The organism is Nocardia acididurans (assembly GCF_016741815.1).
GTDB classification, from domain to species: domain Bacteria; phylum Actinomycetota; class Actinomycetes; order Mycobacteriales; family Mycobacteriaceae; genus Nocardia; species Nocardia acididurans.
The window spans coordinates 69150-85599 of sequence record NZ_JAERRJ010000009.1 but is presented as its reverse complement, the minus strand read 5'-3'; the positions used below and the strand labels follow the sequence as shown (position 1 = coordinate 85599).

Sequence of the window (16450 nt, the reverse complement as noted above, 5' to 3'; positions counted from 1 at the left end):
CCTGGTCGGGAACATCCGTCCCGGCGCGTGAACAGTCGTACGTATCTGGACGTATTTCGGGCCGACGTGCTCCCGTGCGAGGGTGTACGGCGCTACCGTGCAGCTATGGGGTTGAAGGCCGCACAGCGGTGGGATGCGCTGTTGGCACTGGTGGTCGCCGTGATACAGCTCGGCGGCGGGACGATGGCCAACCAGCATCAGACGGGTCTGCGCAGTCTGGACTGGCTGGGATACGCGCTGCTCGTGGCCGGGCCGATCCTGCTCGTGGTGCGACGGCGCTACCCGTACGAGGTGTTCTACGGCGTGCTGGCCGCCTGCGCCGCCTACCTGCTCATCGGCTACGGGTACGGGCCGATGTTCATCTCGCTGGTGATCGCCTTCCTCACCGCCGGGGTCGTCGGATCCCGCTGGCGCACTTACCCTTTGGTCGGCGTCGGCTATCTGCTCATGGTGTGGCCGGTGCCGGGCCTGCGCGGCTACGAGGGCAATGTGTGGCAGCAGTTCGGGCTGCTGGCCTGGCTGATCGTGCTGATCGCCATCGCGGAGGGCATCCGGCAGCGCCGGCTCGCCATCGCGGCGCGGCGGGAACGCGAGACGGAGGCCCGGCGCAACGAACAGGCCGAACGGGAACGCGAACAGGCCGAACGCGCCCGCGAGCTCGCCGAACGCGAGCACCGGGCCAGTGAGGAGCGGCTCGCCATCGCGCGCGAGTTGCACGATGTGCTCGCGCACAGTCTCTCGCTCATCAATGTGCAGTCCTCGGTGGCGCTGGAACTCATCGACCGCAGGCCGGAACAGGCCGCGACCTCGCTGGCCGCCATCAAATCCGCCAGCAAGGACGCGCTCGGCGAGGTCAACGCGCTGCTGCGATCCATCCGCTCCGGCACCGCCACGGTCCCCGCCCCGACCGCGCCGACAGTGCGCATCAGCGAGATCGAGGGACTGATCCTGCCCGCCCGCCGCGCCGGGCTCGAGGTGCGCACCATCGTCACCGGGGTGCCCCAGCGGCTGCCCTCGGTGGTGGATGTGGCGGCGGCGCGCATCGTGCAGGAATCGCTCACCAACGTGGTGCGGCACGCGCCCGGCGCGAGTGTGCTTGTCACCGTGCGCTATTCACCGGAGCGGTTGTTCCTCGCCATCGACAACACGCGCCCGGCCGCAACTCCCGCCGTGGTCCCCGCGGGCGGCGGGCACGGCATCGTCGGCATGAGCGAACGCGCCGCCGCGCTGGGCGGCCGCCTGCTCGCCGAACCCAAACCGGACGGCGGCTTCCATGTGGAGGCGCGGCTGCCGGTCCACCTGGCACATCCGGAACCCGCTGCGTAACTTCGAGATCCGAACGCGCGGCTTCGAAAACCGAGGCCGAGAACGGGAGGCCCAGTGACAGTACGAGTTGTCATCGCCGACGATCAGGCGCTGGTCCGCGCGGGCTTCGTCGCCCTGCTCGACGCGCAGGACGATATCGAGGTAGTGGGTGAAGCCGACAACGGGGAACAGGCGGTGGCGCTGGCCCGGGAGCTGACCCCCGATGTGGTGCTCATGGATATCCGTATGCCCCTGCTCGACGGCCTCGCCGCCACCCGCGCCATCGCCGCCGACCCCGCCCTGGCCGAGGTGCGGGTGGTCGTCCTCACCACGTTCGAGCTCGACGAATACGTCTTCGAGGCCATGCGTTCCGGCGCAACGGGTTTCCTCGTGAAACACACCGAACCCGCGGACCTGGTGAAAGCCGTCCGTGTGGTCGCGGCCGGTGACGCCCTGCTCTCCCCCGGCGTCACCAGGCGTCTGGTCGCCGAATTCGCCACGCACGCCAAACCCGCTCCGGTAGCCGAACTCTCGGGCCTCACCGACCGTGAGCGCGAGGTGATGACCCTCGTCGCCGAGGGCCTCACCAATGCCGAAATAGCCGAGCGGCTCTATATGAGTCCCGCCACGGCCCGCACCCACGTGAGCCGAATCCTGGTGAAACTCAACGCCCGCGACCGCACTCAACTGGTGGTCATGGCCTACGAATCCGGTCTGGTCCGCCCCGGCTGGCAGTGACCTGTCGGCCCGCCCGGCTACATTGACGGTCGAAGGTCATGGTGCCGAAGAGGGGGCGTCCACATGGGCATGTATCTCAGTTTCACCCGGGTCTCCCCGGAAGAACTGCAAGAGGTACTGGGTTTGCAGCGAGACCCACAGCAGCAGAACGACTTTCTGATGAGTCTGGACCGCGCCGGCGAACCCGGCGGTGACCTGGACAAGGCCTGGGACGGCCTGCGCTATCTCCTCGAAGCCGCCGGAACGGATATCGACCTGCTGTACGGCATCGACGACGACTACGCGGAGGGCACGCCGATCCCCTGGCCGCTCGTGCTGGTCTCGTCCACCGCCGCGAAGCTACGCGCCATCTCGTTCGAACAGCTCGCCGCACACTACGATCCGGACCGCATGGAGGAGGCAGACGTCTACCCCGGTATCTGGACCGACACCGATTTCGCCTTCGATTACGTGCGTGAGGCGTACGAAAGCCTGGTGGAGTTCTTCGAATTCGCCACCGCCAGGGGTTCGGGCGCGGTCAGCTACCTGGGCTGACGACGCCGGCTCAGTGGCCGGGGTTGGATTGTTCGCGTTCCTCGTCGGTGAAGCCGTCCACGAGGCGGGCGCCGGGCGCGGCGGCCTGAAGGCGGGCGGTGTAGGCGGAGGCGGCGCGGAAGACGCCGGAAACGCCTTTGGCGCCTGCGGAATAGGTGATGGAACTGCCCGGGGCGACGCCCATGCCGGTGCCGATCGCCACGGCGTCCATATTGGCGCCGAGGAACAGGAAGTTCCAGTTGTAGACGTCCTGCTGCTGGGTGATCAGGGATTTCACCGCCGCGTGCGACCACTCCCTGCTGGAGTTCTCGTGACCGTCGGTGAGGACCACGACGACCACCGTGCCGGGGCGGGCGTCGTCGGGGCGGGCGGCCAGTTCCGCGCCCACGTCGGTGACCAGGCGGCCCACCGCATCGTAGAGGGCGGTCATGCCACGCGGCAGCAGCTCGAGCGGGGGGACCTGATCGAGGGGGCGGTTGGCGTAGCGGAGGTCGTATTCGGTGTCGAACTGGGCGAGGGTCACCTCGATACGTTTCGGGACCTGACGCTGCTGGTCCATGTAGGCGGCGAAACCGCCCTCGGTGTCCGACTTGATGTGCTGCATCGAGCCGGAGCGGTCCACCAGGACCGCTATGAGTGTGAGATCTGGATTTGTCACTGCGCGAACCCCCGAGCGGTAGTCATGAGCACTTCCGACGCTACGCTCCGGCGCTTATGACGGACCGGGAGAAAACCTTGCAATCCAGGCGGCTCCCCGCGGACATACGTATACAGGCGTAGCCGGATCAGAGACTCGAAGCCGATTCGGCGACAATCCGGGCGGCGGATGCTCGAAGCATGAGCATGAACTTCGGAATCGTCCTCACGCCCCGCTCCGGCTCCGACTGGGTGCGCGACGTCCAGCGGGCCGAAGAGCAGGGGTACCGAACCGTACTGCTGCCCGACACCCTGCACACGACCTCACCCTTCCCCGCACTCGCGGCGGCCGCCGCCGTCACCACAACACTGCGGCTGCGCCCCAATGTCATTGCCGCGCCGCTGCGGCACCCCGCCGCCACCGCACGCGAAACGGCGGCGCTGCAGCTGCTTTCGGATGGGCGGTTCGAACTCGGCATCGGCACCGGGCGGCCCGACGCGCAGCGGGAGGCCGAGGCGCTCGGCGAGCAGTGGGGCTCGGCCGGGCAGCGGCGACAGCGGATGGTGGACACCATCGTGGCCGTCCGCGCCGCCGCGAAACCGGTGCCGCCCATCGTGATCGCGGCTTCCGGCCCCCGGATGCTCGCCACCGCCGCCGAACTCGCCGATCGCGTCCACCTCGCCGTCCAGCCGGTCGCCACCGAGAACGAGCTCGCCGAGATCGTCGCCACCGTGCGCGCCCACACCGACCGGCCCGTCGGGTTCAGCCTGCAGCTCGTCGCCGTCGGTGACCAATTGCCGGTCTACATGAGCAAGTTCATGGGCGTCACCCTCGACGGACTGCGCGAGGCGAACGCGGCGGCCATCCTGCCCGGCGACCCCGGCGCGGCGGCCGAACTCCTCGAGCACCGCCGCGAGAAGTACGGCATCGACGAGTTGCTCGTGCCGGGCGACCTGGCCGCGGCCTTCGCTCCCGTACTGGCCCGGTTCCGCTGAAATCAGGGTGCGTCTCCGGTTGCTCCCCGATGCCTCGGACGGCACCGCTGCGGCAGGGTCGAGTGTGGACACGCACGCTCACGGAACGGAGAACGGACATGCTGGTGCCCGGGTTGACGATCACGATGATCGGCCTGGCGGTCGGAGTCGTCACCGGGGTGATCCTGCAACACGGGCCCGCGCCACGGTCGGTGCTCGGCGGCGTGATCGGCGCGTGGGCCGGATTCGCCGCCGGGGCGCTCATCGCCTGGCTCGCCGATCCGGTGCTGCCCGGCGGCTACTACGGCCTCCTGTTCGGGCACGCCTTCGCGGTGCTGGGGGCGCTGGGATTCGTCATGAAACCCGTTCGGTCGCTGAGCGACTCCCGCCACTGACAATCCCGGTCAGCGGCAGCACCGGCCGTTTCCGGCAATCGATCCGCTGACGGTCGGTATTCTTCTGCGCACCAACGATTTTCGCGGGAGCACGCCATGGCGAAGCCCGAACGGTCCCCCGTCGCCCTGGGCGCGGACGCGCCCGTCTTCGAGATCATGCGCACCATGCGCGCGATGCGACGACTCCGGCCCGATCCCGTGCCCGAGGATGTGCTCACCCAGCTCATCGAAGCCGCCACCTGGGCGCCCAGCGGCGGGAACGCGCAGAGCTTCCGCTTCGTGGTTGTCACCGACCGGGCGCGAATCTCGAAAGTGGCGGAGCTGTGGCGCGAGATCAGCACCTTCTACATCGAGGCCTTCGGGGGGATCCGGCCGCCCGGCACGACGGCGGAGATGCAGGAGCGGCTCGGGGCCGCACTGCTCTATCAGCGCGATCACTTCCATGAGACGCCCGCACTCATCGTCGCCTGCTACGACCCGTCCGAACACGCGGCCGCCTTCCGCGAACAGGCCCGCCACATCATGGCCACCCTGCTGCGGCTGGGCCCGCGCCGCGCGCTGACCGTCCTGCGCAATATGCCGAACGCGACCCGGCTCGGCGGGGCGGCCAGCACCTATCCGGCCGTACAGAACCTGCTGCTGGCCGCACGCACCCTGGGGCTCGGCGCGACCATCACCACCTGGCACCTCATGCTCGAATCGGAATTCAAAGCGGCCCTGGACATTCCGAAGGCAGTGCAAACCTACGCGATCATTCCGGTGGGCTGGCCTCGCGGGAAGCTCGGACCCACCTCGCGGCGGCCCGCCGCCGAGGTGATCCACCGCGACCACTGGTGAACCCGGGTCACCGGTAAACCTCAGCCAGCGAGCATCAGCCGGTGGCTGAGCATCAGCCCGCCAGGCCCAGCCGAATAGCCTGCTCCACAGGCGAATACGCGCCATCCGGGCGATCCAGGACGGCCGGCTCCGGCACCTGCAGCGGCGGCTGCGCCAGGAAGCGCGGATTGCGGCCGTGATGCGCCTGACCCGCGTGCACCAGGAAGGGATGGCAGAGGTAGACGGTGCCGGCCGCACCGGTGGCGTAGACCTCGGGCAGATCCGCCGTCGCGTCGTACGCCTCGATCATGAGTGCGGAAGCGACCGCCGCACCGCGGTCGCCCAACGGCTGCAAGGACTTCGCTACGCGCAGATGGGAACCCACCCGGATGCGGGTCGGGGCATCGCCTTCGGCCACATCCGAGAACAGGAAAAGCATCAGCAGGCCTCGGCCCCTGGAATACAGATTGACCCGCCACCGCAGGTAGTCGAACGGCTCGGCATCGGGATCGTCGCTGGGGAAGCTGGCGTCGACATGCCAACCGTCGTCGCCGGGCGCGGCATCGCTGGGGAAGCGGATCACGAAACCGCCGAGACTGTTCCGCGGGAACCAGCGGCCCTTACCCACCAGCTGATCGAAAGCCGCACGCAGCACGGGCGTATTCGCGGCCCGCACGAACGGGGGCATGGCGAAATCGGGGAAACGGTGGACCGGCTGGGTCCACGTGGCCGGATCGTCCGGATCGCATCCGGTTGCCTTCCACAGGATTTCGAGTCCGGCCGCGGCCATGTCGGCGGGAAAGGCGTTCTCCAGCTTCACGAATCCGCCGGTAATGAAATCCGCTATCTGACTGTCGGTGAGCATATGGCCCCTTTCGTCGGATGACTCGTTCGAGCATCCGCGCGGACCCGGACCGGGCGCCATTCATTTTCGGTCCGATATTGTCGCGCGAACAGCCGGAAGCCCCGCCCACCTCGGCAGGTGAGCGGGGCTTCCGTTGTCTCGCGGACCGTTCCGGATTACTCGCCGGAGGCGGCGGCCGGGGCGTCACCGACCGCGGCGACGACCGGCTTGTCCTCGACCGGGTTCTCCTTCTTGGTCAGCTTGGCCTTGGGCGTGAAGGTGAACTTCGCCGCCTCGCCCTGGCCTTCGCCGTCCCAGTTCTCGACATCCACCACGACGACCTGACCGGCGCCGAGCTCGCCGAAGAGGATCTTCTCCGACAGCTGGTCCTCGATCTCGCGCTGGATGGTGCGACGCAGCGGGCGCGCGCCGAGCACCGGATCGAAGCCACGCTTGGCCAGCAGGCTCTTCGCCTGCGGAGCCAGCTCGATCTCCATGTCCTTGTTCTTCAGCTGCTTGGCGACGCGGCCGATCATCAGGTCCACCATCTGGATGATCTGATCCTGGGTGAGCTGGTGGAAGACGATCACGTCGTCGATGCGGTTGAGGAACTCGGGGCGGAAGTGCTTCTTCAGCTCGTCGTTGACCTTGAGCTTCATCCGCTCGTAGTTCGAGCCCTCGTTGTTCGACTGGGTGAAGCCCAGGCCGACCGCCTTCGAGATGTCCTGCGTGCCGAGGTTCGAGGTGAAGATCAGCACCGTGTTCTTGAAGTCGACCGTGCGGCCCTGGCCGTCGGTGAGGCGACCGTCCTCGAGGACCTGCAACAGGGTGTTGTAGATCTCCTGGTGGGCCTTCTCGATCTCGTCGAACAGCACCACCGAGAACGGCTTGCGGCGCACCTTCTCGGTGAGCTGGCCGCCCTCCTCGTAGCCGACGTAGCCCGGAGGGGCACCGAACAGCCGCGAGGCGGTGAAGCGGTCGTGGAACTCGCCCATATCGATCTGGATGAGCGCGTCGTCGTCGCCGAACAGGAAGTTGGCCAGCGCCTTCGACAGCTCGGTCTTACCGACACCGGACGGACCGGCGAAGATGAACGAGCCCGAGGGACGCTTCGGATCCTTCAGACCGGCACGCGTGCGGCGGATGGCCTTGGAGACGGCCTTGACCGCGTCCTCCTGGCCGATGATCCGCTTGTGCAGCTCCTCCTCCATGCGGAGCAGACGGGTGGTCTCCTCCTCGGTGAGCTTGAACACCGGGATACCGGTCCAGTTGGCCAGCACCTCTGCGATCTGCTCGTCGTCGACCTCGGCCACGACGTCCAGATCACCGGAGCGCCACTGCTTTTCGCGTTCCTGACGCTTCGCGACGAGCTGCTTCTCCTTGTCGCGCAGGCGCGCGGCCTTCTCGAAGTCCTGCGCGTCGATGGCGCTTTCCTTCTCGCGGCGGGCGTCGGCGATCTTGTCGTCGAACTCGCGCAGGTCCGGCGGCGCGGTCATGCGGCGGATGCGCATGCGGGCGCCGGCCTCGTCGATCAGGTCGATGGCCTTGTCCGGCAGGAAGCGGTCGTTGATGTAGCGGTCGGCCAGGGTGGCCGCCGCGACCAGCGCGGCGTCGGTGATCGAGACGCGGTGATGCGCCTCGTACCGGTCGCGCAGACCCTTCAGGATGTTGATGGTGTGCTCGACCGTGGGCTCGCCGACCTGCACCGGCTGGAAACGACGCTCCAGCGCGGCGTCCTTCTCGATGTACTTGCGGTACTCGTCGAGGGTGGTGGCGCCGATGGTCTGCAGCTCACCGCGCGCCAGCTTGGGCTTCAGGATGGAGGCCGCGTCGATCGCGCCCTCGGCCGCGCCCGCACCCACCAGGGTGTGCAGCTCGTCGATGAACAGGATGATGTCGCCGCGGGTGTTGATCTCCTTGAGCACCTTCTTCAGGCGCTCCTCGAAATCACCGCGGTAGCGGCTGCCCGCGACCAGGGAACCCAGGTCGAGGGTGTAGAGCTGCTTGTCCTTGAGCGTCTCCGGCACCTCGCCGTTGACGATGGCCTGAGCGAGACCCTCCACGACGGCGGTCTTACCGACGCCGGGCTCACCGATCAGGACCGGGTTGTTCTTGGTGCGGCGGCTCAGCACCTGCATCACGCGCTCGATTTCCTTCGAGCGGCCGATGACCGGGTCGAGCTTGCCCTCGAGGGCGGCCTGGGTCAGGTTGCGGCCGAACTGGTCCAGCACCAGCGAGGTGGACGGGGTGCCCGTCTCGCCACGGGTGCCGGATTCGACCGGCTCCTTGCCCTGGTATCCGGACAGCAGCTGGATGACCTGCTGGCGCACGCGGTTCAGATCCGCGCCCAGCTTGACCAGCACCTGCGCCGCGACGCCCTCACCCTCGCGGATCAGGCCGAGCAGAATGTGCTCGGTGCCGATGTAGTTGTGGCCGAGCTGCAGCGCCTCGCGCAGCGACAGCTCCAGCACCTTCTTGGCCCGCGGCGTGAAGGGGATGTGACCGGACGGAGCCTGCTGGCCCTGACCGATGATCTCCTCTACCTGCGAACGCACACCCTCCAGCGAAATCCCCAGAGACTCCAGCGACTTCGCGGCGACACCCTCACCCTCGTGGATGAGGCCAAGCAGGATGTGCTCGGTGCCGATGTAGTTGTGGTTGAGCATCCGGGCTTCTTCTTGGGCCAGGACAACGACCCGCCGTGCACGGTCGGTGAACCTCTCGAACATCGCTCCCTCACTTCCTGCTCCGCTATCAACGGCATCCGGCGCTTCAGTGCCTATGACTGACGCCAGCCTGCCATGAAGCCCTGGGGTTGCATCCCCCGCCTCCACTCTAGTTGGCAGGGGTCACGCACGTCGTCCGTCCACCCTATTGCGAACAGGCGACAACATGACTCATTCATCCATAACGGGCCTGTAGCCGGGATCGTTTCCCACCCGGCTACGCCCACAGCGAACAGGAGATGTTCTACCCGGTGAAGGGCGGGATGAACTCGCAGGGGACCGGTCGCGGGTGCGCCGGGTCGAGGGCGTTGAGCGCGTAGGCGGCCGCGCGCGGGCTGCCGGCAATGGCCAGATGCTCGGAGAAGTCGGACGGGCAACCGTCCTGCACCACGATGTTCACCGCGTTGGGCGCCTCGACCAGACCGCTGGTGTACGGGTAGGCGATCTCGTCGTAGACGGTGGCGATATTGGTGTAGGCCACGTTCGGGGCATAGACGCCGTCGCCGTTGAGCGCCGCGAGGAAGGTGGAGCCGCCGATGATCTGCGAGCAGCCGAAGCAGATGCCGCCGGAGACGCCGGCGTCCAGGGTGTCGGCGTCGACGCCCAGGCGCTGCCCGATGGTGCGCCACAGGTTCATCTGTTCGCCGTACGCGCCGAGCCAGGGTCCGGCGATGGAGACGAATTTCTCCACCAGGTCGGCGCCGCCGAGGCGCTTGACGAAGTAGTTGCCGACCAGGCTGCCCTGGGAGTGGCCGATGAAATCCACCTTGGCCGCGCCGGTGGCCGCGAGCACGCGGTCCACGAAAACCGCCACCTCCTGGGCACTTTCGGGCACCGGGCGCATACCGCCCATCGCTTTCAGCGGCCACGGCACGTCCAGCGCGCCGTAGTTGAGGGCGTAGACGCAGTAGCCCTCGTTGGCCAGCAGCGGGACGTACGCGCCCCAATTGGTCTGTGCGCCACCGGCGGTGCCGTGCAGCAGGACCACGGGATTCGGGTGCGCGGCGGAGGGGCGGCAGGACCAGTCGTTGGATCCGGGCAGGGAGCCGCCGGGGTCGGCGAGCTCGTACGGGATGCCCGCGAAGAAGTTGTAGTCGACCGGATACTCGGCGCGGGCGGTGCCGCCCAACGCCGTGCACAGGACGGCGAGAACCGTCGTGAGCAGTAGGAACCCGGGCGCGCGGCGCTGCGGCGCACGTGGCATGACCCCTCCAAAAATAGAACGCGTTCCGGCAATGTAGCCGGAACGCGTTCCAGGTAGAGGGTGTACCGGTGGGTAACTATTACAACGTGTTACTGAAATTCTGCTGCGTGCCGTAGGTCGCCTGCGGGGCCGCCGACTTCTCCTCGCCGCGCTGCATGCCCGCCACGAACAGCGCACCGCACAGCACCAGGAAGGCGGCCGTGTGCAGCACCGCGCGCAGGATGTTCCACTTCACCCAGTCGGCCTCGAACTGGGCGCGCACAGCCGCCAGATCGGCGATCCCGCTCACGTCACCGGCCGCCTCCAACTGGTTGTTGAGCGGGACGTTCAGACCCGAGGTGACGCCGAAGGCGATCACATTGATCACCAGGGCCACGATGATCCAGATCAGCGTGGCGCGGACGTCCTTGCCCAGATGCAGAGCCGCGGCCAGCACGCTGAAACCGACCGTGCCCAGGAACCCGATCATGAACACCGGGTTGATGATCACCACGTTGATCTTCTGCATCACGTCGATCAGCACGCGGTCGTCGGTGCGGTTCAGCGCGGGCATGACCGAGTTGGCGTAGCCGTAGAACAACCCCGCGATCAGACCCGTGGACAGGGTCGCCGCCACCAGAGCGGCAATGCGAAGCGCGAACATATCGATCTCCTTGACTGGCTTTGTCGCCCGAATCCCGTGGCGATCAACTGAATACAGTCAACCGCCCGGGGCCGGGAGTCTCCATCGCTGAAACGCTTACGCACATCAGCGAGCGTCCACGAGCCCCGGAGATTCGGGGCTTGCGCGATGAAAGACTCGGATCAGAGATCGCGTTCGGAGATGACGCCGGACTGCAGGGCCAGATTGGCCAGGCGGACCCGCTTCTGGTTCTGCGGCAGATCCTCGACGCCGAACTTGGCGAACAGGGCACGCAGATGGGTCTTGATGGCGTCCACGCTCAGGAAGAGTTCGGCCGCGATCTGCTGATTCGAAGCGGGCGAGGCGAAGCCGTCGTTGCCGCGCAGCGGGCGGCACAGGGCGATCAGCACCGAGCGCTGGGTTTCGGTGAGCGAGCGCAGTGTGGGCAGGCCGCCCGTGGAGGTCTGCGTGATATCGCCTGGGACATTGGAGAAGTCGTGGAAGGTGACCCGCGAGGTGCCCATGCGGATCACGTCGCCGGGCTGCAGGCGGTGACGGCCGACCAGCCTGTCACCGTTCACGAAGGTGCCGTTGCGCGAGAGCCCGTCGTCGACGATGGTCCAGTGTGCGCCCAGATATTCGGCCGTCGCGTGCAGCCGCGAGACCTCGACATCCCAGAACAGCGACAGGTCGGCCTGCGGCGAACGGCCGATGGTGATGCGGGGCTGATCGGAGGTCAGCATCAGCTCGTGCTGACGCCCCTCATGGTCTTTGACTCGCAAGAACGAAGTGTTGAATGCGGTCACTGCGCCGATACCTCTTCCCTAGACCCAGCCAGTGACATCGTTCGCACACTTTAATGGTGCCTGGCGCTTCGGGCACGAGCAAGATCGCACCTTACAGATGGGCATGCACTACCCATGACAGTTATACGCAAAGCGTATGAATAAACCACTGCCGCCCGGGCACGCACGAAACACCCGAGCGGCAGTCGCAAAGAGCACTAGTTCTTCGCCGCAGCCTTGTTGTAAGCCTCGGTGATGTCCGCCGAGATACGTCCACGAGCCGAAACCTTGTGGCCATTACGGCGAGCCCATTCGCGAATCGCCGCGCTTTGTTCACGATCGATCGAGACCCGGCTCTTGGGCCCGGCAGCCCCGGCCGGAGCGGCCTTGACACGCCGGCGACCGCTGACCCGGCGCGCGTTGGAAACCCAGGGCTCGAGCCCTTCCCGCAGCCTGGCCGCATTGTCCGTCGACAAGTCGATCTCGTACGAGACGCCATCGATAGCGAACTCGATGGTCTCGTCCGCGATGGACTCACCGTCGACATCGTCGATCAAGCTAACGGTGACCTTCTTTGCCATGAGATGAACGTCCTCTCGAAATCGTGCGACCCGCATAGTCAGGCCGATTACCCGACGCCAGAATACCGCGAATTCCGATAGTCCCAGAACGGGGATCGGCAATGCAATCCAGCGAACTCAACGAGCCGTTGGACGCACAATTGGAAAGAGTATCGTTTCCCGGATTCCCAAGCCAGTCAGGGCCATCAGCAAACGATCCATACCCATACCGGTTCCGGTCGTAGGCGGCATACCGTGCTCCATCGCGGCGAGGAAGTCCTCGTCCAGGCGCATGGCCTCGTCATCACCGGCCGCGGCCAAACGCGCCTGATCCACGAAGCGTTCCCGCTGGATCACCGGATCCACGAGTTCCGAATAGCCCGTGGCGAGTTCGAAGCCGCGCACGTAGAGGTCCCACTTCTCGGTAACCCCGGGCTTGCTCCGATGCTGGCGCGTGAGCGGCGACGTCTCCACCGGGAAGTCGCGGACGAAAGTCGGTGCGTACAGCTTGTCGCCGTACACATGCTCCCAAAGTTCCTCTACGAGTTTGCCGTGACCGTAGCCCTTGTCCTGCGGAATTTCCAGACCCACGCGATCAGCGAGCGCCAGCAATTCCTGGACGGTCGTTTCCGGAGTGACCTCCACACCGATCGACTCCGACAGCGAGGGGTACATCTCGACGGTCGCCCACTCGCCCGACAGATCGTATTCGGTGCCGTCGGCGAGCGTCACCACCTGAGTACCGAACACCTCCTGCGCGACTTCCTGGATCAATTCCCGAGTCATCTTCGCGGAATCATCGTAGGTGCCGTACGCCTCGTAGGTTTCCAGCATTGCGAACTCCGGCGAATGCGTGGAGTCCGAACCCTCGTTACGGAAGTTCCGGTTGATCTCGAAGACCTTCTCGATACCGCCGACCACCGCGCGCTTGAGGAACAGCTCCGGCGCGATGCGCAGGAACAACTCCATGTCGAGGGCGTTGGAGTGCGTCACGAACGGACGGGCCGCGGCGCCACCGTGCAGGGTCTGCAGCATCGGCGTCTCGATCTCCAGGAAGTCCCTGCGCTCCAAGGCATTTCGCAGCGCGCGCATGACCTTAACGCGGGTGCGCGCCATGGTGCGGGCGTCCTCGTTCACCACCAGGTCGACATAGCGCTGGCGGACGCGCGACTCCTCGCTCATCTCCTTGTGCGCCACCGGCAGCGGACGCAGCGACTTGGCCGCCATGTCCCAGGAATCGGCCATGACGCTCAATTCGCCGGTGCGGGAGGAGATCACCTCACCGTGCACGAAAACGAAGTCACCGAGGTCCACATCGGCCTTCCAGGCCGCCAGGGAATCCGCGCCGACACCGTTCAGGCTGATCATCGCCTGCAACTTGGTGCCGTCGCCCTCCTGCAGCGTGGCGAAGCAGAGCTTGCCGGTATTGCGCATGAAAATGACGCGACCGGCGACACCGGCCTGTACGCCCGTCTCGGTACCCGGCTCCAGATCGGGGTACTGGGCGCGAATTTCGGCCAGGGTATGGGTTCGCGGCACCACCACCGGATAGGCCTCACGGCCCTCCGCCAGCAACCGCTCCCGCTTCTCCCGGCGAATCCGCATCTGCTCCGGGACATCCTGCTCGACGGGCGCGGCCGCGCGCGTTTGCCCTGCAGATGCCTTGTTGCCACCGGTAGAAGAGGGGGTTGGGGTGCTCACGGGGTTCTAGCCTACTGGGCGGCGGAAACCTATTTTTCCGCCGCCCGGGGAAACGAACCTACACCCAGGCGAGGGTGGCGACTTCCCGCTCGAAGTGCGGAGCCGTCGCGGCGACAGTCAACAAACCGGCCGCTTTCAACGCGTGGTAACCGCCGATCAGATCGGTGGCGCGATGCAGTCCCAACTGCTGCAGCGAGGCGGCCGCAAGACTCGAGGTGTAACCCTCGGAGCACACGATGATCCATTCCACATCATGGTCCGAGGCCAGCGCCAAACGCGCCGAACTGGTCGGATCCAACCGCCATTCCAGGACATTTCGCTCGATCACGAGCGCGCCCGGAATGGTGCCTTCGCGCTGGCGCTGCGCCTGCGGGCGAATATCCACCAGAATCGCGCCCTGGGCGATGGCCTGCGGCAATTCCACCGGCAGCAGGCGGCGCAGCGCCGAACGCGCCTGGGTGAGCATGCCGTCGATCGTCATGTGGGTCATTCGAGTTCGCCTTCGGGCTGATCGGTCAGGACGGAACGGGTGCGCCGCAGCGTGCCGTGGCCGGTGACCTCGTAATAGGACATGGCGGTGAGCGGCGGGGAATACGCGTGCACGCTGAGGGTGGGGTCGAGCGGGCCGACGAGGCCGGCCTCCTCGGCGGGGGCGCGCACCACGTCGTGCACCCAGCCGAGCGGGAAAGAAGCCTGATCACCGGCGGCGAGGGTGCGCCGCCGCAATTCGGTGCCGTTCCAGCGGAATTCGTTGAGCGCGCCGGAGAGAACGGTCAGCGCGCCCAGCGAACCGGCGTGGTCGTGCAGTTCGGTGGATTTCTCCGGCACCCAGGAGATGAGCCACAGATCCACCTCTTCGTCGGCGATGAGCCGTGCGGCCCAGCGCTTTTCGGTGGGCCACAGCCCGTCCGGCGGGAGCAGGTGATCGTAGCGGCCGGCCAGTACGTCCTCGGCGCCCTCATCGGTGAGACGCAGCAGGTCGGCGGGGCGCAGCCGGGTCGGGAGAGCCGAGGCGGTGGCCCGCTCGGTCACCTCGGGCAGCAGCCGGGAGGCACCGCGGGCATGGGCCGCATCATCGACAGAAAGGGAAAGTAAAGAGGAACGCATGAGCGAAACTCCAGGAATTGTGTAAATGGTCGGGGGCTATACGAAGCCTCGACGACCGTCGAGGCGAATCAGCCTCGACAACACTCCTGGGTGCTCATGCGGAAATACACGAGCGCGAGTTTAACAGTGGTTCGCCACGGAGCAACAGAGGCCCCCGGCGACGACTGGATCACAAACCTGACGGTCTCGCCCACCCGTCGCCCACCGCCACCCTTCAACCGAGACCCTCCGGGCCGCCCACCCCTATCAACGAGTGCGGCGCAACTGGTTGCGCTCATAGACCAGACGCAGGCCATCCAAGGTCAGATGCGGTTCGTGATGGTCGATGGTCTCCGACTCCGGCACGATCAGCGGCGCACTCGCACCCGTGGCCACGATGGACACATCTTCACCGGAGAACGCGTCGAACTCGTCGCGGATCCGGTCGATGAGACCGTCCACCAGCCCCGCGAACCCGAAGATCGCGCCCGACTGCATGCACTCCGCGCTGTTCTTGCCGATCACCGAACGCGGGCGGGCGAGCTCGGCGCGGCGCAGGGCCGTGCGCTCCACCAGCGCCTCCATCGAGATCTCCACCCCGGGCGCGATGATGCCGCCCAGGAACTCGCCCTTGGCCGACACCAGATCCACGCAGATGGCGCTGCCGAAATCCACCACGATCGACGGATTCTTGAAACGGTGATATGCCGCAAGGCAATTCACGATGCGGTCCGCGCCGACCTCCTTCGGATTGTCGACCAGCAGCGGAATGCCGGTGCGCACACCGGGTTCCACCACCACATGCGAGACGTGACCCCAGTAGCGGGACAGCATCTCGCGCAGTTCACGCAGCACCGGCGGCACCGTGGACAGCGCCGCCACACCCGTCACCTGCTCGGCGTCCGCGCCGATGAGACCGCGCACCTGCATGGCGAACTCATCCGCCGTCATCAGCGGATTCGTGTGCATTCGCCACTGTTTCGCCAGTTTGGCGTGATCGCCGGAACCGGTGAACAGGCCCAGTTCGATACTGGTGTTGCGAACGTCGATGGTCAGCAGCATTGCCGCACCACCCTCCGATCGAGGCGAAGGATCTAGGCGAAGGACAGCGAGCGCGGGGAGGTCAGACCGGAACCCTCGGGGGCGTGCGCGGGGTCCGAACCCAGCTCCACCTGCCGGTTGCGTTCGTCGACGAACACCACGCGCGGGCTGTACTCCTTCAGCTCCGCCTCGTCCATCATGCCGTAGGCGATGAGAATGACCAGATCACCGGGATGCACGAGATGCGCTGCGGCGCCGTTGATTCCGATGACGCCGGAACCGCGCTCGCCCGCGATCACATAGGTTTCCAGGCGGGCGCCGTTGTCGATGTCGACGATGCAGACCTGCTCGCCCTCGAGCAGATCGGCGGCGTCCAGCAGATCCTGATCGACCGTCACCGAGCCCACATAGTGCAGGTCGGCGTGAGTCACCGTGGCGCGGTGGATCTTCGACTTCATCATGGTGCGCAACATCGTCGTCGC

Annotated in this window: 18 protein-coding genes; 6 read left to right on the top strand and 12 right to left on the bottom strand. The window is 66.6% G+C overall.

Annotation, left to right across the window (positions count from 1 at the left end; all coding sequences use genetic code 11):
- The first annotated feature begins 105 nt into the window (after nt 1–105).
- The 3 genes from JK358_RS23530 to JK358_RS23520 all read left to right on the top strand — a co-directional run bounded on the left by JK358_RS23530 (nt 106) and on the right by JK358_RS23520 (nt 2577).
- Complete coding sequence (locus tag JK358_RS23530; RefSeq protein ID WP_201950521.1) at nt 106–1326, top strand: sensor histidine kinase; 1221 nt, start codon at nt 106–108, stop codon at nt 1324–1326.
- 54 nt (nt 1327–1380) lie between these two features.
- On the top strand, nt 1381–2043 hold the full coding sequence (locus tag JK358_RS23525) for a response regulator (protein WP_201950519.1): 663 nt from the start codon (nt 1381–1383) through the stop codon (nt 2041–2043).
- Between the two features lie 63 nt (nt 2044–2106).
- Nucleotides 2107–2577, top strand: a complete 471-nt coding sequence (locus JK358_RS23520) for a YfbM family protein (protein ID WP_201950517.1) — start codon at nt 2107–2109, stop codon at nt 2575–2577.
- 10 nt (nt 2578–2587) lie between these two features.
- Here the strand turns inward: JK358_RS23520 and JK358_RS23515 are convergent, their stop codons facing one another.
- Nucleotides 2588–3235 (bottom strand): vWA domain-containing protein, encoded by a 648-nt coding sequence (locus tag JK358_RS23515; protein WP_201950515.1) that lies wholly within the window; start codon nt 3233–3235, stop codon nt 2588–2590.
- A gap of 179 nt (nt 3236–3414) precedes the next feature.
- On the opposite strand from JK358_RS23515, the gene JK358_RS23510 reads away from it, so the two are divergent.
- The 3 genes from JK358_RS23510 (at nt 3415) to JK358_RS23500 (ending at nt 5420) form a co-directional block, all read left to right on the top strand.
- Nucleotides 3415–4209, top strand: a complete 795-nt coding sequence (locus JK358_RS23510) for an LLM class flavin-dependent oxidoreductase (RefSeq protein ID WP_232851772.1) — start codon at nt 3415–3417, stop codon at nt 4207–4209.
- Between the two features lie 98 nt (nt 4210–4307).
- Nucleotides 4308–4583, top strand: coding sequence for a hypothetical protein (locus tag JK358_RS23505; RefSeq protein WP_201950513.1), 276 nt, complete (start codon nt 4308–4310; stop codon nt 4581–4583).
- A gap of 96 nt (nt 4584–4679) precedes the next feature.
- A complete protein-coding gene (locus tag JK358_RS23500) occupies nt 4680–5420 on the top strand; it encodes a nitroreductase family protein (protein ID WP_201950509.1) in 741 nt (246 codons plus the stop codon).
- A 52-nt stretch (nt 5421–5472) separates the two neighbouring features.
- Here the strand turns inward: JK358_RS23500 and JK358_RS23495 are convergent, their stop codons facing one another.
- From JK358_RS23495 to panD, 11 genes are all read right to left on the bottom strand, one after another.
- A complete protein-coding gene (locus JK358_RS23495; RefSeq protein WP_201950506.1) occupies nt 5473–6264 on the bottom strand; it encodes a phytanoyl-CoA dioxygenase family protein in 792 nt (263 codons plus the stop codon).
- Nucleotides 6265–6419: 155 nt separating this feature from the next.
- On the bottom strand, nt 6420–8972 hold the full coding sequence (locus JK358_RS23490) for an ATP-dependent Clp protease ATP-binding subunit (RefSeq protein ID WP_201950497.1): 2553 nt from the start codon (nt 8970–8972) through the stop codon (nt 6420–6422).
- Nucleotides 8973–9213: 241 nt separating this feature from the next.
- Nucleotides 9214–10173, bottom strand: coding sequence for an esterase/lipase family protein (locus JK358_RS23485; protein ID WP_201950495.1), 960 nt, complete (start codon nt 10171–10173; stop codon nt 9214–9216).
- Between the two features lie 79 nt (nt 10174–10252).
- Nucleotides 10253–10816, bottom strand: coding sequence for an anthrone oxygenase family protein (locus tag JK358_RS23480; protein ID WP_201950489.1), 564 nt, complete (start codon nt 10814–10816; stop codon nt 10253–10255).
- 161 nt (nt 10817–10977) lie between these two features.
- Entirely contained in the window at nt 10978–11601 is a 624-nt protein-coding gene (locus JK358_RS23475) for an FHA domain-containing protein (RefSeq protein ID WP_201950484.1), read from the bottom strand.
- 197 nt (nt 11602–11798) lie between these two features.
- Complete coding sequence (locus JK358_RS23470; protein WP_201950471.1) at nt 11799–12161, bottom strand: histone-like nucleoid-structuring protein Lsr2; 363 nt, start codon at nt 12159–12161, stop codon at nt 11799–11801.
- A 117-nt stretch (nt 12162–12278) separates the two neighbouring features.
- A complete protein-coding gene (gene lysS / locus JK358_RS23465) occupies nt 12279–13745 on the bottom strand; it encodes a lysine--tRNA ligase (RefSeq protein ID WP_201951403.1) in 1467 nt (488 codons plus the stop codon).
- A gap of 154 nt (nt 13746–13899) precedes the next feature.
- On the bottom strand, nt 13900–14322 hold the full coding sequence (locus JK358_RS23460) for a rhodanese-like domain-containing protein (RefSeq protein WP_201951400.1): 423 nt from the start codon (nt 14320–14322) through the stop codon (nt 13900–13902).
- A gap of 5 nt (nt 14323–14327) precedes the next feature.
- On the bottom strand, nt 14328–14948 hold the full coding sequence (locus JK358_RS23455; RefSeq protein ID WP_201950470.1) for a cupin domain-containing protein: 621 nt from the start codon (nt 14946–14948) through the stop codon (nt 14328–14330).
- A gap of 246 nt (nt 14949–15194) precedes the next feature.
- On the bottom strand, nt 15195–15989 hold the full coding sequence (locus JK358_RS23450; protein ID WP_201950469.1) for a type III pantothenate kinase: 795 nt from the start codon (nt 15987–15989) through the stop codon (nt 15195–15197).
- A gap of 32 nt (nt 15990–16021) precedes the next feature.
- Complete coding sequence (gene panD, locus JK358_RS23445; protein ID WP_201950467.1) at nt 16022–16441, bottom strand: aspartate 1-decarboxylase; 420 nt, start codon at nt 16439–16441, stop codon at nt 16022–16024.
- Nucleotides 16442–16450 lie beyond the last annotated feature (9 nt).